Source organism: Delftia sp. SD018 (assembly GCF_017355445.1).
Lineage (GTDB): Bacteria > Pseudomonadota > Gammaproteobacteria > Burkholderiales > Burkholderiaceae_C > Comamonas > Comamonas acidovorans.
Window position 1 is genome coordinate 55177 of record NZ_JADDRN010000008.1, and the last position, 21738, is coordinate 76914.

Annotated in this window: 22 protein-coding genes; 4 read left to right on the forward strand and 18 right to left on the reverse strand. The window is 67.1% G+C overall.

Going from position 1 to position 21738, the window contains the following annotated elements; genetic code table 11:
* Positions 1–83 precede the first annotated feature (83 nt).
* Positions 84–731, forward strand: a complete 648-nt coding sequence (locus INR38_RS10330) for a LysE family translocator (RefSeq protein WP_016453272.1) — start codon at positions 84–86, stop codon at positions 729–731.
* A gap of 35 nt (positions 732–766) precedes the next feature.
* Here the strand turns inward: INR38_RS10330 and INR38_RS10335 are convergent, their stop codons facing one another.
* The 7 genes from INR38_RS10335 to rpiB all read right to left on the reverse strand — a co-directional run bounded on the left by INR38_RS10335 (position 767) and on the right by rpiB (position 7820).
* On the reverse strand, positions 767–1723 hold the full coding sequence (locus tag INR38_RS10335) for a sugar-binding transcriptional regulator (protein WP_012206377.1): 957 nt from the start codon (positions 1721–1723) through the stop codon (positions 767–769).
* 45 nt (positions 1724–1768) lie between these two features.
* Positions 1769–2890, reverse strand: a complete 1122-nt coding sequence (locus INR38_RS10340) for an alcohol dehydrogenase catalytic domain-containing protein (protein ID WP_207443660.1) — start codon at positions 2888–2890, stop codon at positions 1769–1771.
* Between the two features lie 48 nt (positions 2891–2938).
* Entirely contained in the window at positions 2939–3919 is a 981-nt protein-coding gene (locus INR38_RS10345) for an ABC transporter permease (RefSeq protein ID WP_012206379.1), read from the reverse strand.
* A gap of 48 nt (positions 3920–3967) precedes the next feature.
* Positions 3968–4732: a GolD/DthD family dehydrogenase gene (locus INR38_RS10350; RefSeq protein WP_207443661.1), complete on the reverse strand. Its 765-nt coding sequence runs from the start codon at positions 4730–4732 to the stop codon at positions 3968–3970.
* Positions 4729–5784, reverse strand: coding sequence for a substrate-binding domain-containing protein (locus INR38_RS10355; RefSeq protein WP_126312055.1), 1056 nt, complete (start codon positions 5782–5784; stop codon positions 4729–4731). Before INR38_RS10355 ends, INR38_RS10350 begins: the two co-directional genes overlap by 4 nt.
* Positions 5785–5847: 63 nt before the next feature.
* Positions 5848–7344, reverse strand: a complete 1497-nt coding sequence (locus INR38_RS10360; RefSeq protein ID WP_207443662.1) for a sugar ABC transporter ATP-binding protein — start codon at positions 7342–7344, stop codon at positions 5848–5850.
* A gap of 2 nt (positions 7345–7346) precedes the next feature.
* Complete coding sequence (gene rpiB / locus INR38_RS10365; RefSeq protein ID WP_012206383.1) at positions 7347–7820, reverse strand: ribose 5-phosphate isomerase B; 474 nt, start codon at positions 7818–7820, stop codon at positions 7347–7349.
* 294 nt (positions 7821–8114) lie between these two features.
* Here rpiB and dhaL point away from each other — a divergent pair, with 294 nt between their 5' ends.
* Entirely contained in the window at positions 8115–9911 is a 1797-nt protein-coding gene (gene dhaL / locus INR38_RS10370) for a dihydroxyacetone kinase subunit DhaL (protein ID WP_207443663.1), read from the forward strand.
* Positions 9912–9914: 3 nt separating this feature from the next.
* Here the strand turns inward: dhaL and INR38_RS10375 are convergent, their stop codons facing one another.
* The 7 genes from INR38_RS10375 to INR38_RS10405 all read right to left on the reverse strand — a co-directional run bounded on the left by INR38_RS10375 (position 9915) and on the right by INR38_RS10405 (position 16544).
* Entirely contained in the window at positions 9915–10421 is a 507-nt protein-coding gene (locus INR38_RS10375) for a disulfide bond formation protein B (protein ID WP_012206385.1), read from the reverse strand.
* A 98-nt stretch (positions 10422–10519) separates the two neighbouring features.
* Positions 10520–11647: a sulfate ABC transporter ATP-binding protein gene (locus tag INR38_RS10380; RefSeq protein ID WP_013801698.1), complete on the reverse strand. Its 1128-nt coding sequence runs from the start codon at positions 11645–11647 to the stop codon at positions 10520–10522.
* A gap of 43 nt (positions 11648–11690) precedes the next feature.
* Complete coding sequence (gene cysW / locus INR38_RS10385) at positions 11691–12698, reverse strand: sulfate ABC transporter permease subunit CysW (protein ID WP_099733236.1); 1008 nt, start codon at positions 12696–12698, stop codon at positions 11691–11693.
* Between the two features lies 1 nt (position 12699).
* Positions 12700–13605 carry a sulfate ABC transporter permease subunit CysT gene (cysT, locus tag INR38_RS10390; protein ID WP_013801696.1) on the reverse strand — a complete coding sequence of 302 codons (906 nt, stop codon included), beginning with the start codon at positions 13603–13605 and terminating at the stop codon, positions 12700–12702.
* Positions 13606–13679: 74 nt separating this feature from the next.
* A complete protein-coding gene (gene rpsI / locus INR38_RS10395; protein WP_013801695.1) occupies positions 13680–14681 on the reverse strand; it encodes a 30S ribosomal protein S9 in 1002 nt (333 codons plus the stop codon).
* 158 nt (positions 14682–14839) lie between these two features.
* The gene (locus tag INR38_RS10400; RefSeq protein WP_013801694.1) at positions 14840–15499 is read right to left on the reverse strand and encodes an alpha/beta hydrolase; all 660 of its coding nucleotides are present in this window, start codon (positions 15497–15499) and stop codon (positions 14840–14842) included.
* 115 nt (positions 15500–15614) lie between these two features.
* Positions 15615–16544: a LysR family transcriptional regulator gene (locus tag INR38_RS10405; RefSeq protein ID WP_207443664.1), complete on the reverse strand. Its 930-nt coding sequence runs from the start codon at positions 16542–16544 to the stop codon at positions 15615–15617.
* Between the two features lie 176 nt (positions 16545–16720).
* Here INR38_RS10405 and INR38_RS10410 point away from each other — a divergent pair, with 176 nt between their 5' ends.
* Together INR38_RS10410 and INR38_RS10415 are read left to right on the forward strand one after the other, a co-directional pair.
* Positions 16721–17359 carry an FMN-dependent NADH-azoreductase gene (locus INR38_RS10410; RefSeq protein WP_012206392.1) on the forward strand — a complete coding sequence of 213 codons (639 nt, stop codon included), beginning with the start codon at positions 16721–16723 and terminating at the stop codon, positions 17357–17359.
* A gap of 335 nt (positions 17360–17694) precedes the next feature.
* Positions 17695–18183 (forward strand): hypothetical protein, encoded by a 489-nt coding sequence (locus INR38_RS10415; RefSeq protein WP_034395398.1) that lies wholly within the window; start codon positions 17695–17697, stop codon positions 18181–18183.
* Positions 18184–18283: 100 nt separating this feature from the next.
* Here INR38_RS10415 and INR38_RS10420 read toward each other — a convergent pair whose 3' ends face one another.
* The 4 genes from INR38_RS10420 to INR38_RS10435 form a co-directional block, all read right to left on the reverse strand.
* On the reverse strand, positions 18284–18832 hold the full coding sequence (locus tag INR38_RS10420) for an NAD(P)H-dependent oxidoreductase (protein WP_065345080.1): 549 nt from the start codon (positions 18830–18832) through the stop codon (positions 18284–18286).
* A 95-nt stretch (positions 18833–18927) separates the two neighbouring features.
* Complete coding sequence (locus tag INR38_RS10425) at positions 18928–19758, reverse strand: MetQ/NlpA family ABC transporter substrate-binding protein (RefSeq protein ID WP_013801689.1); 831 nt, start codon at positions 19756–19758, stop codon at positions 18928–18930.
* A 61-nt stretch (positions 19759–19819) separates the two neighbouring features.
* On the reverse strand, positions 19820–20485 hold the full coding sequence (locus INR38_RS10430) for a methionine ABC transporter permease (RefSeq protein ID WP_012206396.1): 666 nt from the start codon (positions 20483–20485) through the stop codon (positions 19820–19822).
* Positions 20486–20552: 67 nt separating this feature from the next.
* On the reverse strand, positions 20553–21434 hold the full coding sequence (locus tag INR38_RS10435; protein WP_034395395.1) for an ATP-binding cassette domain-containing protein: 882 nt from the start codon (positions 21432–21434) through the stop codon (positions 20553–20555).
* Positions 21435–21738 lie beyond the last annotated feature (304 nt).

Consider the following 21738-nt stretch of genomic DNA (forward strand, 5'->3'; position numbering starts at 1 on the left):
GCCCCGGGTCGGCAGGGGCTGCGCAAGGCAGGCAAAACTGGCACAGTGGCAGGCTGTTGCCAACCGCATGAGCCTTCGCCGACATGACCCTCGCCACCCTGCTCGTCTTCTCCCTGGTCGCGCTGATCGCGATCATCACCCCCGGTCCCACCGTGCTGCTGGCCCTGGCCAATGGCTCGCGCCACGGCGTGCGCCGCGCCCTGCCGGGCATGCTGGGCGCCGTGCTGTCGGACTTCGTGCTGGTCGGCGCGGTCGCGCTGGGCCTGGGCGCGCTGCTGGCGGCTTCGGAGTTCTGGTTCTCGGTGGTCAAGTGGGCGGGAGCGGCCTACCTGGCCTGGCTGGGCCTGCGCATGCTGCGCAGCCAGGGCGGATCGCTGTCGGCACCCCAGGGCGACGGCAAGGCAGAGGCCGGCGCCGACGGCTACAGCGCCCGCACCGTGCTGCTCAAGTCGTTCCTGGTCGCCGTGACCAATCCCAAGGGCTACCTGTTCTGCTCGGCCCTGCTGCCGCAGTTCATCGACCCGGCGGCCGCCCAGGCGCCGCAGTACATCGCCATTGCGCTGGTGTTCGCGCTCATCGATTTCCTGGTGATGCTGGCCTATGCCTTCGCCGGATCACGCGCCGCGCGGCTGCTGCGCGGGCGGGCCGTGATGTGGCTGGACCGCCTGTGCGGCGGCATGCTGCTGGCGCTGGCAGGCTCGCTGGCCTTCTACCGCCGCGCGTCGAACTAGGCGCGCCGCCCAAGAGCCTCGCCTCCCCCACTGCGTCAGCGCGTCGTCCCCATGACATCGTCCAGCTGCAGCACGGCGGCGGCGTTGGCGGTGGTGGTGGCCAGGGTGTCGATGGCGCCGGTGCGCAGGGCTCCCAGGATGGCCGTGACCTTGCTGGATTCGGCCGCCACGGCGATGACGTTGGGTATGCGCAGCAGGTCCTCGCGGCTCAGGCCGATGACGCGGTCCTGCATGGGGGTTGCGGCCGGTTGCCCATGGATGTCGATGAAGTCGTAGCCCATCATGTCGCCCACCGTGCCCGCGCGGCGGGCGTCCGAGATCTCCTGCGCGGAAAACCAGCCCATGCGGGCCATGTTGCTGTCCACGCTGACATCGCCCACGCCGATGAGGGCGATGTCGGCGCGGCGCGCCTTGTCCAGGGTGTGCCTGACGGTGTCGTTGTCCAGCAGCGCCTTGCGCAGTTGCGGATCGCCCACCAGGGCCGGCGCATAGAGCGATTCGGACTTGCCGCCAAAGCGCGCGGCCAGGCGGCGCGCGATGTGGTCGGCGTTCATCGCCTCCCCGCCACGGTAGGAGCCGCCGATGGCGCTGACGAAGTGGCACTCCCGCCGTGTGGCGGACAGGGCGTGCTCGGAGACCGAGGACACGTTGCGCCCCATGCCCACGGCCACGATGGAGCCATCGACCAGGATGCGCTCCAGCTCGCTGGCCACCAGGCCTGCCAGCAGTTCGCGCTGCCGGTCGGCATCCTTGTGGTCCACCGCGATCAGTGCGCGCTTGATGTGAAAGCGCTCGGTCAGCTGCCGCTCCAGGTCGGCGGACACCAGCGAATGCGGCCGCACGCGGATCTCGACAATGCCCTCTTCCTGCGCGCGGCGCAGCAGCCGTCCGACGGTGGCGCGCGAGATGCCGAACTCCTTGGACAGTTGGTCCTGCGTGCATCCATCGACGTAGTACAGGGTCGCCAGTCGCGTCAGGTCGCTTTCAGTCAAGGGTGCCTCCAAGGGTGCCGGGAAAGGCGCGCAGTGTAGCGCCGCTCACCGGGCCTCGCCAGCGTGGGGCAGCAGCAGGACCTTGACCGAATCCATGGAATCGGCCACCCGGATGGCGCTCTCCCAGTCCGACAGCGCATAGCGGTGGGTGACGATGCCCTCGGAGGTGACCAGCCCGCGCGCCAGCAGGTCGATGGCAATGGGGTAGCAATGGGCGCTCAGGTGGGCGCCGCGCAGGTCCAGCTCCTTTTCCTCGCCGATGATGGACCAGTCCACCGTGGTCTCGCGCCCGAAGACGCTGAACTCCACGAAGCGGCCGAGCTTGCGCACCAGGTCCAGCCCCTGCGTCACGCCCGAGGGCGCGCCCGTGGTCTCTATGTACACATCGCAGCCATAGCCGTCGGTCAGTGCGTGCACGATGGCGCGGGCATCCTCGCGCGCGGGGTTGATGGTCACGTCGGCGCCGCAGCGGCGCGCCAGCGCCAGGCGCTGGTCCGACAGGTCCATGACCACCAGCCGGCGCGGCGTCTTCAGGCGCGCCACCTGGGCCATGAGCAGGCCCAGCGTGCCCGCGCCGGCGATGACCACCACATCGTCGAGCTGGATGTCGCCGCGGTTGACGGCATGGATGGCGCAGGACAGCGGCTCGGTGATGGCCGCATCCTCGAAGTCCACGCTCTCGGGGATCCGGTGCACCACGGCGCGGGCGGACAGGCGCATGTACTCGGCCATGCCGCCATCGGCCACCTGGCCCTGGAAGCCGTAGACATCGTGCACCTCGCACATCCAGCGAAAGCCGGTCTTGCAATAGCGGCAGGCATGGCAGGGCACGATCTGCTCGGCGATCACCCGGTCACCCAGCTGCACGCCGTGGTGCTCCTGGGCACCCTCGCCCACCTGCACCACATGGCCCCAGAACTCGTGGCCCGCGATCACCGGCGGGCGCACATAGGCGGGGCGGCCTTTTTCCGGGTCTCCCCAGAAGCGCGGCGCGCCAGCCCAGCATTTGCAGTCGCCCGCGCAAATGCCGCAGGAAGCCACGCGGATGACCAGCTCGCGCGGCCCGGCCTGCGGACGCGCGACGCGTTCGAGCCGGTAATCCCTGGGCCCGTGGCAGACCACGGCCAGCATGTTCGTATCGGCGGCGTCAGGCAGGGTGTTTTGCATGGAACTCTCCCGGGTTGCAGATGGTGGACAGGACGTGGGCGCAGCGCTTCATGCCCTGCGGCGCGAACTGTCGAGCAGCACGGCGCCGACGATGATCACGCCCTTGATCAGCTGCTGGTAGTACGAGGAAACTCCCAGTAGGTTCAGCCCGTTGTTGATCACGCCGATGAGCAGGGCTCCGACGACCGTGCCGCCCAGGCTGCCCGTGCCGCCCGACAGGCTGGTGCCGCCGATCACCACGGCCGCAATGGCGTCCAGCTCGTAGGACACGCCGGCCTGCGGCAGCGCCGCCGTGGTGCGCGATGCCAGCAAAATACCGGCCAGCCCCGCGAGCAGCCCGCTGACCACATAGACCAGCAGCACGATGGCGCGGGTGTTGATGCCGCTGGTCTTGGCGCTGCGCAGGTTGCCGCCCACGGCGTAGATGTAGCGGCCATACACGGTGTAGCGCAGCACGAAGGCGAACACCGCGACGGCAACGGCAAAGATCACGATGGGCATGGGCACGGGTCCCAGCTGGCCGGCGCCGATGGCAAGAAAGCCGTCGGGCAGCTCGGACACCGGCATGCCGTCGTTGTAGATGTAGGTCAGGCCGCGCGCCGCACTGAGCATGCCCAGCGTGGCCACGAAGGGCGGCACCGCGAACCAGGCCACCAGCAGGCCGTTGACGCCGCCCAGCAGCATGCCCACGCCCAGCCCGGCGCCCACGCTCACCGCCAGCCCCTGGCCATCGGCCGCCAGCCAGGCGCCGACCATGCCGGCCAGCGCCAGGATGGCGCCCACCGACAGGTCGATGCCCGCCGTCAGCACCACGCACGTCATGCCGATGGCCAGGATGCCGTTGATGGAGGTCTGGCGCAGGATGTCGGCCCAGTTGCCCCAGGTCATGAAATGGGGGTTGGCCAGCGCCAGCGCCGCGCACAGTGCAATCAGCGCGATGACCACGCCGTAGCGCTCGCGCAGGCTGCGCAGGTCCAGCGCGCGCCGCCCCAAGAGCGGCGGCGAAGATGCGGCTTGAAGATTCGTCATGGAGGACTCCCGCGTTGATGGAAGAAAGGCGTGGGGCCGGCAGGCCGCTCACTGGATGGAGTAGCCCCCGTCGATGACGATGTTCTCGCCCGTCAGCATGCCGGCGTGCGTACCGGCCAGGAACACGGCCAGCCGCGCCACCTCCTCGGGCTGCGCAAAGCGGCCCGTGGGGATGAGTGCTTGCATGGCCTCCCCCACCTGCCCGGCCCAGGCCTTGCGGCCCAGCGGCGTGTCCACCACCGTCGGCGAGATGGCGTTGACGGTGATGCCGTCGGACGCCCACTCCAGCGCCAGCACGCGCGTCAGTCCCACCAGGCCCGCCTTGCTGGCGCAATAGGCGGCATGGCGCCGGAGCGCGACCACGCTGGACTGCGAGGCCAGGTTGATGATGCGTCCGTGGCGCTGGCGGCGCATGGCCGGTGCCACCGCCTGGGCCAGCAGCAGCGGCGCCGTGAGGTTGACGGCCAGCGTGCGCTCCCAGGCCGCCTCGCTGATTTCGCCGGCCGGCTCCAGCAGCGCCACGCCGGCGCTGTTGACCAGGATGTCGATGCGGCCCGTAGCCTCCAGCACCGTGGCCACCGCCTGCTCCACGCCCTCGGGCCTGGTCACATCCACCGCCAGCGCCAGGTGGTGCCGGGGCTCCGCCAGGCTGGCAGCGGCCACGTCCAGTGCCTGCCGCTCCAGGTCCACCAGGACGACACGCGCACCGCCTTCGGCGAGCTGCCGGGCAATCGCCAGGCCGATGCCGCCCGCGCCGCCGGTGACCAGGGCCGTGCGGCCGTCGAAGTCCCGCTCCAGGCTGGCGGCGCTCATTTGCGCACCTTCTGCAAGAAGGCGTCGGCATTGGCGGGCACGATGGCGGTCCAGGGCACCTCGTAGGATTTGGCCGTGCCATCGCCCCAGGGCATGGCCTGGGCATACTCGCTCCATACCACCGAGCGCGGCCGGTAGGACGGGCCGACAAGCTGGCGCAGCAGCACATCCAGCGCGCCCTGCGCCTGGGCCTGGGCATCCTGGAAATTGGTGGTCATCTCGCCGCGCTTGACGGCCGTGATGGCAGCGGCCACGCCGTCCACGCCCACCACCGGGATGGTCTTGATATCGATGCCCTTGGTCTTGATGGCCTGCACCGCGCCCAGGGCCTCGTCGTCGTTCTGGGCGATCACGCCCTGGATCTGGCCCGGGAATGCGGTCAGCCAGTTCTCCATCAGTCCCATGGACTCGGCGCGCGACCAGTTGGCGGTCTTGCGCGCCAGCACCTTCACGTCCTTGTGGCGAGCCAGCACCTCGTCATTGCCGCGCGCCCGCTCGATCTGTGCCGACTGGCCTATGGGCCCCTCGATGACGACGATATTGCCCTTGCCGCCGATGGCCTTCATCAATGCCTCGGCCTGCATGCGGCCGGCCACCACATCGTCATTGCCCACGTAGGAGGTCAGCACATCGCCCTGCACGCGCGTGTTGGAGCCCACCACGGGAATGCCGGCCTTCACCGCCTTCTGCACGGGCGCCGCACCCGCCTTCAGGTCGATGGGCACGAACAGGATGCCGTCGTACTTCTGCGTGATCATGGTGTCGAACTGGTTGCTCTGCGTCAGCGCGTCGTAGTTGCCGTCGAACACGGTGATCTGCACCGTGCCGTCCTTCACGGCCGGATGCGCCTTCAGCTCCTTGGTCCACATCTGCATGAACTCGCCCTTGAGCCCATAGACGGCCGCGCCTATGCGGTAGGGCTTGGCCGGCGCTGGTACTGGTGCTGGTGCCGACAGCGGGGCCGGAGCCTGGGCCCGGACCTGCGCTGCGGCCAGGAACAGCCCACCGGCAAGCGCGGCTGCAAGCACGGTGGTGAAGCGGAAAAACGGCATGGTCATGTCTCCTGTGTGTTGTGAAAGGCAAGGGGAAAAACGCAGCACGGGCATCGCCCGGGCTCAGGACGCGAGGTGCATCAGCGCCTCCTGCGTGATGCCGTGGCCGGCCACCACGCGGTCAAGCCGGCCTTTGCGGAAGATGGCAATGCGGTCGCTCAGCTCCAGCAGTTCCGGCGCCTCGGAGGACACCACCACCACGGCATGGCCCTGCGCGGCCAGCGAGGCCAGGAAGGCGTACACCTCGCGCTTGGCGCCTTCGTCGATGCCGCGCGTGGGCTCGTCGCACAGCAGGCAGACGGGATTGGTGGCCATGCAACGGGCCAGCACCACCTTCTGCTGGTTGCCGCCGCTCAGGCCCGACACCGGCATGGCCGGGCTGGCCAGCTTCACGCGCAGGCGCTGCAGCAGGCCGCCCACCAGCACGCGCTCTGCCGCGCCATCCACCACCCCGGCGCGCTGCAGGCCCGGCAGCGCGGGCAAGCTGGCGTTGAAGCGCACCGAGGAGCTCATCACCAGCCCCGTGGCCTTGCGGTCCTCGGTCACCAGGGCCAGGCCCGCCTTGATCGACGCCGCCGGATTGCCGCGCGGCAGGGGCCGTCCGCCCAGGCTCGCCTGCCCCTGGTCGGCGCGCGTAAGGCCGTACAGGCAGTTGAGGAATTCGCTGCGGCCCGATCCCATCAGTCCGTAGATGCCCAGCACCTCGCCAGGGGCGACGTCCAGGCTGATGTCCTCGAACTCGCCCCGGCGCGTGAGCCCCTGCACCGACAGCAGCGGCTCGCCCGGCGCCGCAGCCCTGCGCTCGCTGGCGGCAGCGCGGACCTCCCGGCCCACGATGAACTTCACCAGCTGGCGCCGGTCGATATCGGCCAGCGCGCCGGTCTGCACGAAGCCGCCATCGCGGAACACCGTGTAGCTGTCGGCAATGGTGAAGATCTCCGTCAGGCGGTGCGACACGTAGAGGATGCCGGCGCCCTGCGCGGTCACGCGGCGTATCGCGTCGAAGAGGATGGCGGTCTCGCTTTCGCCGATGGCCGAGGTGGGCTCGTCCATGATGATCAGCTCGCTTTGCCGGCTCAGGGCGCGGGCAATCTCCACCAACTGGGTCTGCGCCAGGCTCAGGCGGCCCATCTGCGCGCGCGGATCAATATCGAAGCCCAGTTGCCTGAGCAGCGCATCCGCCTGCTCCAGCAGCGCGGCATGGCGGACCACTATGCCGGCGCGCCGGGGCTCGCGGCCCAGGAAGATGTTCTCGGCCACGCTCATGCCCGGGATGGGCGACAGCTCCTGCGTGATGATGGACAGGCGGTGTGCCAGCGCCTCGTGCGGCGTGGCGAAATCCACCGGCCGGCCCTTGAGCAATATCTCGCCGGCATCGCGCCGCAACAGGCCCATCACGATGTTCAGGAAGGTGGATTTGCCTGCGCCATTGCCGCCGCACAGCGCGTGCACGCTGCCCGCCTGCAGCTCAAGGCAGCCGTTGCGCAGCGCAGGCACGCCGCCGAAGCTCTTGGCCACCCCGCGCGCCTGCAGCAGTGCGGTGCCGGTGCCGGTGCCCATGGTCACGCGCCCTGCCCGCGCCCGGCTGCGGCGGCCTGCGAGCGTTCGAAGCCGGTGATGGCATCCACCTTCAGGGCCGAGCTGCCGCCATCGAAGCGCGATGCAAGGAAGCGGTCCACGATGGCCTTGGCCAGCTCCACCCCGATCACGCGCGAGCCCAGCGTGATGATCTGCGCGTCGTTGCTGCGGCTGGCGCGCTCGGCCGAATAGGTGTCATGCGCCTGCGCGGCGCGGATGCCCGCCACCTTGTTGGCGGCAATGGCCATGCCTATGCCCGTGCCGCACAGGAGAACGCCGCGCTCATGGCGGCCCTGGACGATGGCCTGCGCCACCGCGATGCCGATGTCGGGGTAGAGCACCGGCTCGCCGTCGTGCGTGCCGAAGTCGGCCACTTCGTGGCCCTGGGCCAGCAGATGCTGCTTCACGGCGTTCTTGAGGTCGCAGGCGGCTTCGTCGCAGCCGATGGCCAGTTTCATGGCATCCCCTTCATTACAAAAGACCATCACATGATCATTTGATCAATGTTTTTTGAGAGTCTTCTCAATCGGAGATCATTTGTCAAACAACGAAAGCTATGCGCATCAGCAATATTAAGACGTAACCTGTTGAATTTTCTAAATAAATCATCAAATCCTATCGTTTTCCCTTGGCTGTTGAATAGCCAAAAGGCATTGACATGCCAATTTCAACAAATCAAAAATGACCATTCAATGATCATATGAACAGTCTTCGGCACACCCGCCGGGACCGCACCTGGAGGAGACAAAGGCATGAAGACCAACCGCGTGATCAACGACCCCGACCGGGTGGTGGAGGACATGCTCCAGGGATGGATCGCCGCCCATGGCGACACCCTGCGCATCGACGCAGGCAGCCCCCGCGTCGTGCGCCTGCATGGCGCGCCACGCAGGGGCAAGGTGGGCATCGTGACGGGCGGCGGGTCGGGGCACGAGCCGGCCTTTCTGGGCTATGTGGGCGCAGGCCTGTGCGACGCCGCCGCCGTGGGCGAGGTGTTCTCGTCCCCCACGGCCCGAAGCTTCTACGACGCCATGCGCGCAGCCGATGGCGGCGCCGGCGTGGCCTGCCTGTATGGCAACTACGCGGGCGACAACATGAATGTGGCCATGGCCGTGCAGATGGCGACAGCCGAAGGCATGGCGGTCAGGACCGTGGTGGCCAACGACGACGTGCCTTCTGCCGCGCGGGGCGACGAGGCCAGCCGCCGCGGCGTGGCCGGCGAGATCCTGATGTGGAAGGTGGCGGGCGCCCGGGCGGCCATGGGCGCCAGCCTCGACGAAGTCATCGCCATCGCCCGGCACGCCATGGCCCGCACGCGCAGCATCGGCATCGGCCTGTCGGCATGCACCATTCCCGCCGTGGGCAAGGCCAACTTCCATATCGAGCGCGGCAGCATGGAGGTGGGCATTGGCCACCATGGCGAGCCCGGCATGTCCGTGCACCGCACGGCCACGGCGGCCGATATGGCCGAGCGCATGCTGGACACCCTGCTGCCCGACCTGCCCTTCTCCCCGGGCGACCGCGTGGCCGTGCTGCTGTCCGGCCTGGGCGCCACGCCGCTGATGGAGCAGTACATCCTCTATGGCGAGGTGGCCCGGCGCCTGCAAGAACGCGGCATTCAGGCGGCCTTCCGGCTGGTGGGCAATCTCTTCACGTCGCTGGAGATGATGGGCATCACACTCACGCTGATGCAGCTGGACGACGAGCTGCTGGCCTGCCTCAAGGCACCCTGCCAGTCAGTCGCCCTGACCCTGGCCGGCGGGCTGCCGCCCCAGCCGCAGGAGGCCATTCCAACGCCGCCCTCTGTTCCGGCAAGGACGCCAGCACAGGCCCAGGAACAAGCACAAACCGCCCGCCCCCAAGCCGCAAGGCGCACCAGCAAAGGGCCGGCCATTGCGCTCGATGGCGCGGGCAGCATCGTGCGTGAACTGATCACGGCCATCGTCGGCCACCGGGAGTTCCTCAGCGAGATCGACGGCCTGATCGGCGATGGCGATCACGGCATCAACATGGCCAAGGGCTTTTCCGGCTGCGGCGCACGGCTCGATGCCATGGACGCCAGCCAGGCGGCGCAGCTGCCTGCGGCGCTTCAGCAGCTGTCCCAGGCCTTGATGGACGATATCGGCGGCTCCATGGGCCCGCTGTACGGCAGCTTCTTCCAAGGCTTCGCCGATGTTCTTGGGCCGGAGCAGGAGATGGATGCCACCCTGTTCGGCCAGGCGCTGGCGCGGGCCGTCGCCGATGTGCAGGAGATGGGCAAGGCCCAGGTGGGCGACAAGACCCTCATCGACACGCTGGCCCCGGCCCTGCAGGCCTACCGGCAATCGCTGCAGGCCGGCGCCGGTTTCCGCGAGGCGCTGCAGGCCATGGAGGCCGCGGCCGAGGCGGGCAAGGAATCCACGCGCCACCTGCAGGCCCGCATCGGGCGCTCGGCCCGGCTGGGGCCGCGCTCCATCGGCGTGCTGGACGCGGGCGCCACGTCCTGCTGGCTCATCCTGAGCACCATGTCCCAGTCGCTGCAGCGGCGACTGGCGCAAGGCTCAGCCTAGGGCTCAGCGCCTGCGGGCAGCGCCGCGCACCAGAAGCACCAAGACCGCCACGCTCATGATGGCGAAGCAGATGAAGGACCAGTTGGCGATGGAGCCGCCCAGAAAGCTCCAGTCCACGGCAGCGCAGTCGCCCGAGCCACGGAAGATCATGGGCACGGCACGGCTGATGGAGTAGTTCTCGATCATTCCGTAGAAGTCGCGCCCGCAGGTGGCGAACTCGGGCGGATACCACTGCAGCCAGCTCTGGCGCGCGGCGACGAAGGCGCCAAAACCTGCAGCCACCAGCGCCAGCACGCCCCAGCTGATCAGCCAGCCGCGACCGCCGCGCACACTGCCCAGGCCCGTGAAGAGGGCCACGCCGATCAATGCATAGCGCTGCACGATGCACATCGGGCAGGGCTCCAGCCCGACCACATGCTGCAGATACATGCCGAAGGCCAGCATGGCCACGCAGGCCAGGCTGATGAGCGCCAGGATGCGGCGCGGAGCGTTGTCAAACCATTGAAGCATTCTTGTCTTTCGTCACCCGGTTGAATGAAATCAGGGCTGCGGCGCCGGCCCGGCGCTGCAGCCCTGTTCAGCGGGTGCAGGAAGCCGTTGCCGCGCCGTCAGATGCCAGCCGCCTCGTCCAGAAACACCTTGGCACGGCGCGGTGTCACCACCAGGGTTTCCCCCTCGCGCAGGGCCATGTCCCTGAACTGCTGCGCAGGAATCTGCGCCTCGATCAGGCCACCCTCTTCGGCATTGTCCGTGCTTTCGGTGCTCTCCGATGGAATAAGTTCCAGGCGCGCAATAGGCCCCACGACGATGGCGCGGGCCAGCTGCACGACGATGCCCGTGGGCCGTCCCTGGACGTCCAGGTTCTGGCCGGGCGAGTAGCGCTCCACCTCCAGATCGTGCGGGCGCACATAGGCGAAGGCCTTGCTGTCGCTGGCGCCCTTGGCGTCGTGGCTGTCCAGCTGGGTGCCGTCGTCCAGGTAGACGCGGCCATCGCTGGCGCGACCCTTGAACAGGTTGACATCGCCCAGGAAGCCGTAGACGAAGGGCGTGGCCGGGTTGTCCCAGACCTGCTGGGGCGTGCCCTCCTGCTCGATGCGGCCCTGGTTGATGACGACCACGCGGTCGGCCACTTCCAGTGCCTCCTCCTGGTCGTGGGTCACGAAGATGGAGGTCACATGCAGCTCGTCATGCAGGCGGCGCAGCCAGCGGCGCAGCTCCTTGCGCACCTTGGCATCCAGCGCGCCGAAAGGCTCGTCAAGCAGCAGCACCTTGGGCTCCACCGCCAGGGCGCGGGCCAGGGCAATGCGCTGGCGCTGGCCGCCCGACAGCTGGGACGGGAAGCGTTCGGCAATCCAGTCCAGCTGCACCAGCTTGAGCAGGCTCATCACCTTCTCGCGGATCTGGGCCTCGCTGGGGCGCTGGCTGCGCGGCTTCACGCGCAGGCCGAAGGCCACGTTCTCGAACACGGTCATGTGGCGGAACAGCGCGTAGTGCTGGAACACGAAGCCCACGTTGCGCTCGCGCACATGGACATCGGTGGTGTCTTCGCCGCTGAAGTGGATGCTGCCCACGTCAGGCGTCTCCAGGCCCGCGATGATGCGCAGCAGCGTGGTCTTGCCGCAGCCCGAGGGGCCGAGCAGTGCGATGAGTTCGCCGGACTGGATGTCCAGGCTCACATCGCGCAGGGCCTGGAAATCGCCGAACTGCTTGCTGACGTTGCGTATTTCAATGCTCATGGTCTTGCTCTTGCTCTTGCTTTTGTCTGGTCGGGGCCGAGGTTCAGGACACCTGCGGCACCTGGGATGCCTGGGAAGCCTGGGATGCCGCCGTGGGGCGCTCGGGAGGCAGGTCGGCAGCGGCCTTGGCCTGCTGCTCGGCACGCCACTCGGCCACCGACTTGATGACCAGGGTCACCAGCGCCAGCAGGGCCAGCAGCGAGGCGGCAGCGAAGGCGGCAACGGACTGGTACTCGTTGTAGAGGATCTCCACATGCAGCGGAATGGTGTTGGTCTGGCCGCGGATGTGGCCCGAGACCACCGACACCGCGCCGAACTCGCCCATGGCACGCGCATTGCACAGGATCACGCCGTACAGCAGGCCCCACTTGATGTTGGGCACGGTGACCTTCCAGAAGGTCTGCCAGCCCGTGGCACCCAGCACGATGGCAGCCTGCTCCTCGTCGCTTCCCTGCGCCTGCATCAGCGGGATCAGCTCGCGGGCGATGAAGGGGAAGGTCACGAAGATGGTGGCCAGCACGATGCCGGGCACGGCGAAGATGATCTTGATGTCATGCTCGGCCAGCCAGGGGCCGAACCAGCCATGGGCACCGAACACCAGCACGTACATCAGGCCCGCCACCACGGGCGAGATCGAGAACGGCAGGTCGATCAGGGTGATCAGAAAGGCCTTGCCCCGGAACTCGAACTTGGCGATGCACCAGGCCGCCGCCACGCCGAACACCAGGTTCACCGGCACGGCGATCAGCGCCGTGATCAGGGTCAGCTTGATGGCCGACCAGGCATCGGGCTCCTGCAGGCCGGCGACATAGGCATCCCAGCCCTTGCGCAGCGCCTCGGTGAACACGGCCGCCAGTGGCAGCACGAGGAACAGGCCGATGAAGATCAGCGCAATGCCCGTGAGAATCCAGCGCACGGCGCGCGGCTCGGTGGTGGTGAGCTTTTCGCGGCGGCCCTTCGGGGGCGCGGTGAGCCTGTACAGCACCAGCACGGCGACCAGCACCGCGCCAATGATCTTGAGAAGCAATGCTTCCTGTGGAGACAACGCCATCTCAAGCCCCTCCCGAATGCTTGCGCTGCCATGCCTGCAGCGCGTTGATGACCAGCAGCATCACGAAGGAGAACAGCAGCATCACCACGGCCACGGCCGTGGCGCCCGCGTAGTCGTATTGCTCCAGCTTGCCGATGATGATCAGCGGTGTGATTTCAGAAATCATGGGCATGTTGCCCGCGATGAAGATGACCGATCCGTACTCGCCGATGGCGCGTGCAAAGGCCATGGCAAAGCCCGTGAGCAGCGCGGGCGTGATGGCCGGCAGGATTACCTTGTAGAAGATCTGCCAGCGCGAGGCGCCCAGGCTGGTGGCAGCCTCTTCCAGCTCCTTCTCGGAGTCTTCCAGCACCGGCTGCACCGTGCGTACGACAAAGGGCAGGCCGATGAAGATCAGCGCAATGACCACGCCGTTCGGGTTGAAGGCCAGCTGGATGCCGTAGGGCTCCAGGTACTGGCCCACCCAGCCGTTGCCGGCCAGCAAGGCGGTCAGCGAAATGCCGGCCACGGCCGTGGGCAGGGCAAAGGGCAGGTCCACCAGGGCATCGACGATCTTCTTGCCCGGGAACTTGTAGCGCACCAGCACCCATGCGATCAGCAAGCCGAACACCAGGTTCACGCAGGCCGCCGCAAACGAGGCGCCAAACGTCAGCCGGTACGAGGCCAGCACGCGCGGCGAGGCCACGGCCTCCCAGAACTGGGGCCAGGTGAGCGAGAAGGTCTTGAACAGCAGTGCCGACAACGGGATCAGCACGATCAGGCTCAGATAAAACAGCGTATAGCCCAAGGTCAGCCCGAAGCCGGGCAAAACGCGCTTGGCGCCGCGCCCTTTGCGCGCCGCACCGGACGGTGCGGGCACAGGAGCGTCGGCGCCAGGCCTTGGGCTGGTCGGAACGGCAGACACCATGTTGGATTCCAAATCAGCCAATGTGGGGAGGGGGCCTCAGGCGGACTGCGCCGCCTTCATGCCTGCTTGCGTGCTTACTTGCCGGGGACGTAGATCTTGTCGAACTGTCCGCCGTCGTTGAAGTGCACCTTCTGGGCTTCGGACAGCGAGCCGAAATACTTGGCCACGGTGAACTGCTTGATGGGCTTGAACACATCGGCATGCTTCTTGAGCACGGCCTCGGAGCGGGGGCGCAGCGCGTGCTGTGCGGCGATTTCCTGGGCTTCGTCGGAGTACAGCCAGGCCAGGTAGTCGTGCGCCAGCTGGCCCGTGCCCTTCTTGGCCACGGTGCGCTCGACCACGGCCACGGGGTTCTCGGCCACGATGGACACCGAGGGATGGACGGCATCGACCTTGCCCTTGCCGAATTCGCGGTCCACGGAGACCACTTCGGATTCGAACGTGATCAGCACGTCGCCGATATTGCGCTGCAGGAAGATGCTGGTCGCGTCGCGGCCGCCCTTGCCCAGCACGGGCACGTTCTTGTAGAGCTGCTGCACGAACTCGGCCGCCTGCGCGTCGGTGCCGCCCTTCTCGCGCACCGAACCCCAGGCCGCCAGGTAGGCGTAGCGGCCATTGCCGCCGGTCTTGGGATTGACCACCACGACCTTCACGTCGGGACGGATCAGATCGCTCCAGTCCTTGATGTTCTTGGGATTGCCGTTGCGCACCAGGAACAGCATGGTCGATGTGGTGGGCGAGGCGTCATTGGGGAATTTCTTGGCCCAGTCCTTGGCGACCACGCCGCTGTCGGCCAGGAACTGCACGTCGGTGGTGGTGTTGAAGGTCACCACGTCGGCGGCCAGGCCGTCGTTGACGGCACGCGCCTGGGCGCTGGAGCCACCGTGCGACTGGTCCACCTTGATGTCCACACCCTTGGTCTTCTTGTAGTGGGCGACGAAGGCGGCGTTGTAGTCCTTGTAGAACTCGCGTGCCACGTCGTAGGAAACGTTGAGCAGCTGGTTCTGCGCCGATACCGTTCCCGCGGCGGCCAGCGCCAGGGTGGCCAACAAAGTCTTGAGCTTCAAAGAATGCATGGTTCGCTGCCTTTTATTAGTGGACATCTCTGCGGTGTATTCACAGACAGTCACATTGTGCGAACGCTGACTTAAAACTCAAAAGAATATATTTTTGTTTGTTAATGGCCTGTCACCATATAAAGAACCTGCCCTGCCCGCGGTCACCCGCCGGCCCATCACAGACCGGCAGCCCATGGCGCGCCAGCGCCAGTACCCGCAGAGACGGAGGCATGCGCAGCCGCCACACGTGGCGGACGCGGCGAGCGCGGCGAACGCACGGCAGGCCGGGGCTGGGCCGGCTGCCAGCTGTCGCCCTGCATCAGCGACTGCAGCAGCGCCAGGCCCAGGGGCCAGTCGCCAAAGCCTGATTCGACATTGATGTGCCCCGCATTCTGCAGCCGCACGAACTCGCTTCCCCAGGCCCGCGCATAGGCGCCGGCCCGGCGGATCGGACAGTAGGGGTCGTTGCTGCTGGCCACCAGCACGCTGCGGTACGGCAGTGGCGCATAGGGCACGGGCGCAAAGTCGGCCAGCTGGGCACGGCGCTCGGGATCGGCCGGCGCCACCAGCAGCGCACCGCGCACGCGCGCACTGGCCTCGGGGCCCAGGTGCGCGGCCGTGATGCAGCCCAGGCTGTGGGCGGCCAGCACCACCGGTTCGGGCCGGGACAGCACCAGTTGCTCCAGCGCGGCCACCCAGGGATCGCGGTGGGGCACCAGCCAGTCGTCCTGCTCCACGCGCTCAGCATGCGGCAGCTGCTGCGCCCACAGGCTTTGCCAGTGGTCAGGACCGGAGTTGCGCCAGCCGGGCACGATGATGATGCGGTGGGGATTCATGGGTTCTCCTGGACTGTCCATTGCTGGACATGGGCCCCGATTGTGGAGAACACCGCCAACTATCCCAACGAACGTTTTGTTGTTTTCTTATGGCGTGGAGAGGTGCAACCCAACCCTAGCGTGCCGCCGGCTCGCGCGTGGCATGGCTGTTGCGCCCCGGCACGGTCTCGCCGAGGAAGTCCAGGAAATGCCGCACGGCCGGCGCCAGGCCGCGCCGCGAGGGAAAGACCGCGTGCACGATGCCCTGGGGCGGCTCCCAGCCCGGCAGCAGATGGACGAGCCGGCCCTCGGCCAGTTCCTCGTGGCACATGTAGTCAGGCAGCCAGCACATGCCGCTGCCGGCCAGCGCCGCGAATTTCAGCGTCAGCAGGTCATCCACCACGTAGCGCGGCTGCAGCTGCAGGCGTTGCTCGCGGCCTTCGGGGCCGACCAGCAGCAGGCTGGACTGGCCATCCACCGCCGACATGGACATGCTGTCCAGGTGCTGCAGGTCGACCAATGCACGCGGCGTGCCCTGGCGCTCCAGCAGCTCCGGGCTGGCCACGAGGATCTGGCGCGCCACATCCAGCCGCTTGACGACCATGGAGCCGCTGTCCTCCAGGCTGGGGCGCACGCGCAGCGCCACGTCGATGCCCTCCTCCACCAGGTTCACGGGCCGGTTGGTCACCTGCATCTCCACATGCACCAGCGGGCAGCGCTGCAGGAACTGGGGCATGAGCTCGCCCAGCACGGTCTGGGCCAGGGTCACGGGGCAGCTCACGCGGATGGTGCCGCGCGGCTCGGTCTGCACCTCGGCCACGGTGTCGGCGGCGGCCAGGGCCGCATCGCGCATGGCCTGGCAATGGCGCAGATAGGCCTCACCCACCTGGGTCAGCGAGAGCTTGCGCGTGGTGCGCTGCAGCAGGCGCACGCCCAGCCGGGCCTCCAGCTCCGCCACCCGCCGCGACAGCCGCGACTTGGGTATGCCCAGCGCCCGCCCGGCAGAGGCAAAGCCGCCGCGCTCCACCACCTCGGCGAAGTACAGCATGTCGTTGAGATCCATCATGTCGCGCATCCCTCCCCTGTGCTCATTGACTGCAAATTCAGGACAATCTATCGCAATTTCGGCGGCTTATCAAAGACTCTGTCCAAATTCACAATTGATCCCATCGTCGGCCCTACAAGCTTTCCCGAGTGGCCGATCCCAACCGCGATCCCAACCGACATCTCAGGAGCTTTTCCATGCAAGTGCTGCACATCGACTCTTCCATCACCGGCGCCGCTTCGGTGTCCCGCCAGCTGACCGCCCAGACCGTGGCTGCCCTGGTCGCCGCCAACCCCGGCGCCAAGGTCGAATACCTGGATCTGGCCGTGAACGCCCCCGACCATCTGAACGCAGTGTCCATGGGCTTTCGCACCGGCCAGGCCGCCACGACGGAAGCCGAGCGCGCACAGAACGCCATATCCGAAGCCCTGGTGAGCCAGTTCCTGGCGGCCGATGTGGTCGTGGTCGGCGCTCCGTTCTACAACTTCACCATCTCCAGCCAGCTCAAGGCCTGGATCGACCGCATCGCCCAGGGCGGCCGCACCTTCCGCTACACCGCAGCCGGCCCCGAAGGCCTGGCCAAGGGCAAGAAGGTCATCGTGGCCTCCACGCGCGGCGGCGTGTACTCCACCAGCGAAATGGGCCAGGCCCTGGAGCACCAGGAAAGCTACCTGAAGACGGTGTTCGGCTTCCTGGGTATCACCGATGTGAGCATCGTGCGCGCAGAAGGCGTGGCCATGGGCGATGAGTCCAAGGCCAAGGCCCTGGAGTCGGCCCGCAGCGACATCGTGCGTGCAGCGGCTGCCGCCAATCAGGAAGCGGCCATCGCCGCCTGATGGCCATTGCAGCCCGCAGGGGCTGCCTGCTCAATGAATGGACAAGCGCCTGGGTTTCGGCCCAGGCGCTTTTGCTTTTGGATAGGCACGACAGCGGCCGTGCCGGGCCGTCCGGAATGCTCCCAATGGACTGTGGCGAATAAAAGAGGTATCCGCCTCTGCACCTCCTTTGAAAAAAGCAATGCGCGATGGGCTTTCGCAGACACACGAAGCTGGTAGGCTGAACCATCACCGCCATATTCGCGGCCTTGTCCGACACGAACCGTCTGTATTTCAGAAGGACGGCGGACCTGCCGATATCCAGGCAGCCTTATTGCATTCACTGCCTTCCATCCATGCCAGCCACAAGCCACCGTCCCCATGCCCGGCCCCGCGGCCCTGTCCATGTCCATGTCCGCCCGCCGTCCGATGAAAACCTGGTGATCACGGTGATTGCCGTGTCCCTGCTGGCCATTACCGTGCTGGGCATCGGCGTCTACCAGTTCATGCAGTACCAGCGCGAGCAGGATCAGGAGCAGCTCAATTCGCGCGTGTACCGCAGCTATGTGCGCAACACCGACGAGGCACCTGCGCCCGAGGAGCCCGAGCAGCCCGCCGCAGCGCCCACCCCCGCCAAGCCCAGCCAGCAGCAGCTGAACCAGGAAATGACGCGCAAGCTGCTGGCCCATCCCGGCGTGACGCCCGGTGCGGGCTTTTCGGCGCCCGGCGTCAAGTCGACGGGCGTGGTGATCATCGACGCCATCGACCAGGCCCAGGCGCGCGAGAAGGCATCGTCCGCCGCACGCCCTGCTGCGGCGATTGCCAACCCGTCTCCCGCTTCCTGACGTTTCTGACGCTTCCTGACCTCTGCGCTCACAGGAGCCGCAACGCAAAAGCCCGGCATTGCCGGGCTTTTTTGTGTCTTGAGCGGCCTTGCCGCACCGCTCACTGGTGCTTGCGCGCCCAGGCAGCGAACTTCTGCACGAAGCCGTTCACGAAGTCGCGGCTGCCGGTGCCGATGGAGCCGTCTTCGGCAAACAGGCCGTCCTTGGCCTGGATGAAGATTTCGGGCTGGGCCAGCGTGGGCATGTCCAGGTAGGCCAGCACATTGCGCAGATGCTGCTGCGCCAGCGCCGTGCCGATGGCACCCACGGAGACGCCGGCCACGGCAGCGGGCTTGCCGGCCCAGACGCTCTTGCCGTAGGGGCGCGAGCCCTGGTCCAGCGCATTCTTGAGCACACCGGGAATCGAGCGGTTGTACTCGGGCGTCAGGAACAGCACGGCCTGGGCCGACTGGATCTGGGCGCGGAACTGCTTGACCACGTCCACCTCATTGCCGTCATGGTCCTGGTTGTACAGGGGCAGGTTGTCGATGGCGACCTGCTCGAAGACCAGGCCTTCGGGCGCCAGGCGCGCAATGGCGTCGGCGAATTTGCGGTTGAAGGAATCCTTGCGCAGGCTGCCCACGATGACAGCGACCTTGATCTGGCTCATGCATTGCTCCTGGAGGAAGTGGCGGGAAACGGGCGGGAAAGAGGCGGGAGGGGCACCTCCCGCAAGCAGCCATTATGTGGCCGCCTTCAGCAGGCTCACTGTAGGAAGGAGGGCTTGGCGTAGCCCTGGAACTTGCTGTCCACCACGGCCTTGAATTCGGCGGAGCGGTAGACCTCGGCCAGGTCCTTGGCCCATGCCGTGCCCTGGTCCTTCTTCTTGATGGCCACCACGTTCAGGTAGTGGTCGGGGGTCTTTTCCAGCGAGACGGCCTCGGTCAGCTTCAGGCCCGAAGAGATGGCGAAGTTGCCGTTGATGATGGCGTACTCGGTGTCGCCCAGCGAACGCGGCAGCTGTGCGGCTTCCAGCGGGATGAACTTGAGCTTGCGCGGATTCTCGGCCAGGTCCTTTTCAGATACGCGCAGCGGATCGATGCCGGGCTTGGCCTTGATCAGCCCGGCCTGCTCCAGCAGCACCAGGGCACGCGCCAGGTTGCTCGGGTCGTTGGGCAGGGTCACGCGGTCGCCTTCCTTGGCCTCGGCCAGGGTCTTGCGGGTCTTGGAGTACACGCCCAGCGGGGCAATGGGGCCTTGCACCAGCTCCACCAGATCCAGCTTCTGGTCGGCCGCGAACTTCTGCAGGTAGACACGGTGCTGGAAGAAGTTGGCATCCAGCGAGCCCTGGGCCAGCGCCAGGTTGGGCTGCACGTAGTCGTTGAACTCCACCAGCTTGACCTGGTAGCCCTTCTTTTGCAGCAGCGGCACGATGCCCTGCTTGAGCTGGTCGATGTTGGAGCCTGCCGTGCCGCCGATCACCAGCTGCTTCTTGTCGGCCTGGGCGTGGGCGGGCAGCGCCAGCACGCTGGCAGCGGCAAGGGCGGCGGCCGAGGCCAGCAGATGGCGGCGCACGAAGGAAAGGGATGCGGTCATTTCGGAATCCTTTTTTGGGAGAGAGCGGGAAGAAAGAAGAAAGCGGGTCTGGACAGCGCGCTCAGCCGCGCTTGTCCAGGCGGCGGGCCGCCGTGTTGCCCACGAACTGGATGACCTGGACCATGGCCACGAGGATGGTCACGGTGAGCACCATCACATCGGTCTGGAAGCGGTAGTAGCCGTAGCGGATGGCCAGGTCTCCAATGCCGCCGCCGCCCACTACGCCGGCAATGGCCGAGTACGACAGAAAGCTCACGGCCAGCACGGTCAGCGCCAGCACCAGGCCCGAGCGCGCCTCGACGATGAGCACGCGCCAGACGATCTGCAGCTCCGAGGCGCCCATGGCGTGCGCGGCCTCGATCACGCCGCGCGGCACATCGCGCAGGCACTGGTCCACCAGGCGTGCCAGGTAGGGAATGGCCGCCACGGACAGCGGCACGGCCGCAGCCAGCGGGCCGATGGAGGTGCCGGCCAGCCAGCGCGTGAAGGGCACCAGCGCGACCAGCAAGATGATGAAGGGGAAGGACCGCACGGTGTTGACCGTCCAGTTCAGCACGGCGAAGGCCGGGCGGTTGTCCAGCGACTGGCCGGGACCCAGCAGGAACAGCAGCACGCCCAGCGGGCCGCCGATCAGCACGGCGGCCGACAGGCCGATGCCCAGCATCAAAAGGGTCTGGCCCATGGCCAGCCACAGCTCGGGCAGGATTTCGACGATGTTTTCAGACATGGGAATGCGGAATCGAAAAGAAGGAAAAACAGGAAGAGGCGAAAAGCGGGAACGGGCGAAAGCCCCATCAGTGCTCGGAGCCGCCCACGGCGCGCAGCACCACGGGGCGGGTGGCGCCGCGCTCGCGCAGAGCCTTGTCGGCGCGCTCCACGCGCAGGGCCTCGAGTTCGCTGCCCAGCAGCGTGGCGCGCTGCGGCGCCTCGTAGGCACGGCCCTGCGGCAGGGCGGGCAGCGTGAAGCGTTCGGCCACCTGGCCCTGCTCGATGATGGCCACTTCGCTGCACAGCGCATCGACGACGGCCAGCTCGTGCGTGACGATGACGATGGTCACGCCCAGGCGGCTGTTGATGTCCGCCAGCGTGGCCAGGATGGAGCGCGTGGTCTCGCTGTCCAGCGCCGAGGTGGGCTCGTCGCACAGCAGCACCTGCGGGCGCGGCGCCAAGGCGCGCGCAATCGCCACGCGCTGCTTCTGGCCGCCCGACAGCTGGGCAGGATGGCTGGCTGCCTTGTCGGTCAGGCCGACGATGTCCAGGCACTCGCGCACGCGCTGCTCGATCTGGGCACGCGAATGGCCACCGTGGATGCGCAGCGGAAATGCCACGTTCTCGAACACGGTGGCGTTCTGCAGCAGGTTGAACTGCTGAAAGATCATGCCGATGTTCTGGCGCGCCTCGCGCAGCGCGCGGCGGCCCAGGTCGGTCAGGCGCTGGCCTGCCACCACCACCTCGCCGCTGTCGGGACGCTCCAGCAGGTTGATCAGGCGCAGCAGCGTGGACTTGCCCGCGCCGCTCTTGCCGATCAGGCCGAAGACCGTGCCCTGGCCGATGTCCAGCGATACCGAACGCACGGCATCGAAGTGCTTGCCATCGGCTGTTACAAATTTCTTTTGCAGGTCGCGCAGGCGGATCAGCGCGTTTTCCGGGGCCAAATGGGCGGTCTGGACGGTCATGGAGTCTCGGTTCGGCAGTGAAAACGGTCCTGGGATCGGCAACGGCAGCCTTTGCACCGCCATCTCCAGGCAATGGCGCGCAATTTCCGGGCCCTGTGCTCCGCAGTTGGACGCAGTTGCAAGCCGATGGGCATGCGTTGTCTTGCGTCGTCGCCAAGCACAGGCGAATCCCCAGGATCTGCCGTCATTAGTGTTCTAACGAGTGTGTTGCAAAACGTTGTTCAAACAAAAGAATAAAAAATACGGTGCTTATATCGATTGCCGTCTTTCAAGCCTTGATGTACGGCCTGGACGGCATTGCTAG

Coding starts and splice junctions, on each gene's coding strand:
- INR38_RS10330 (WP_016453272.1), top strand. CDS start 84: ATGACCCTCGCCACCCTGCTCGTCTTCTCCCTGGTCGCGCTGATCGCG.
- INR38_RS10340 (WP_207443660.1), bottom strand. CDS start 2,890: ATGCAAAACACCCTGCCTGACGCCGCCGATACGAACATGCTGGCCGTG.
- INR38_RS10345 (WP_012206379.1), bottom strand. CDS start 3,919: ATGACGAATCTTCAAGCCGCATCTTCGCCGCCGCTCTTGGGGCGGCGC.
- INR38_RS10350 (WP_207443661.1), bottom strand. CDS start 4,732: ATGAGCGCCGCCAGCCTGGAGCGGGACTTCGACGGCCGCACGGCCCTG.
- INR38_RS10355 (WP_126312055.1), bottom strand. CDS start 5,784: ATGCCGTTTTTCCGCTTCACCACCGTGCTTGCAGCCGCGCTTGCCGGT.
- INR38_RS10360 (WP_207443662.1), bottom strand. CDS start 7,344: ATGGGCACCGGCACCGGCACCGCACTGCTGCAGGCGCGCGGGGTGGCC.
- rpiB (WP_012206383.1), bottom strand. CDS start 7,820: ATGAAACTGGCCATCGGCTGCGACGAAGCCGCCTGCGACCTCAAGAAC.
- dhaL (WP_207443663.1), top strand. CDS start 8,115: ATGAAGACCAACCGCGTGATCAACGACCCCGACCGGGTGGTGGAGGAC.
- INR38_RS10375 (WP_012206385.1), bottom strand. CDS start 10,421: ATGCTTCAATGGTTTGACAACGCTCCGCGCCGCATCCTGGCGCTCATC.
- INR38_RS10380 (WP_013801698.1), bottom strand. CDS start 11,647: ATGAGCATTGAAATACGCAACGTCAGCAAGCAGTTCGGCGATTTCCAG.
- cysW (WP_099733236.1), bottom strand. CDS start 12,698: ATGGCGTTGTCTCCACAGGAAGCATTGCTTCTCAAGATCATTGGCGCG.
- cysT (WP_013801696.1), bottom strand. CDS start 13,605: ATGGTGTCTGCCGTTCCGACCAGCCCAAGGCCTGGCGCCGACGCTCCT.
- rpsI (WP_013801695.1), bottom strand. CDS start 14,681: ATGCATTCTTTGAAGCTCAAGACTTTGTTGGCCACCCTGGCGCTGGCC.
- INR38_RS10400 (WP_013801694.1), bottom strand. CDS start 15,499: ATGAATCCCCACCGCATCATCATCGTGCCCGGCTGGCGCAACTCCGGT.
- INR38_RS10405 (WP_207443664.1), bottom strand. CDS start 16,544: ATGATGGATCTCAACGACATGCTGTACTTCGCCGAGGTGGTGGAGCGC.
- INR38_RS10410 (WP_012206392.1), top strand. CDS start 16,721: ATGCAAGTGCTGCACATCGACTCTTCCATCACCGGCGCCGCTTCGGTG.
- INR38_RS10415 (WP_034395398.1), top strand. CDS start 17,695: ATGCCAGCCACAAGCCACCGTCCCCATGCCCGGCCCCGCGGCCCTGTC.
- INR38_RS10420 (WP_065345080.1), bottom strand. CDS start 18,832: ATGAGCCAGATCAAGGTCGCTGTCATCGTGGGCAGCCTGCGCAAGGAT.
- INR38_RS10425 (WP_013801689.1), bottom strand. CDS start 19,758: ATGACCGCATCCCTTTCCTTCGTGCGCCGCCATCTGCTGGCCTCGGCC.
- INR38_RS10430 (WP_012206396.1), bottom strand. CDS start 20,485: ATGTCTGAAAACATCGTCGAAATCCTGCCCGAGCTGTGGCTGGCCATG.
- INR38_RS10435 (WP_034395395.1), bottom strand. CDS start 21,434: ATGACCGTCCAGACCGCCCATTTGGCCCCGGAAAACGCGCTGATCCGC.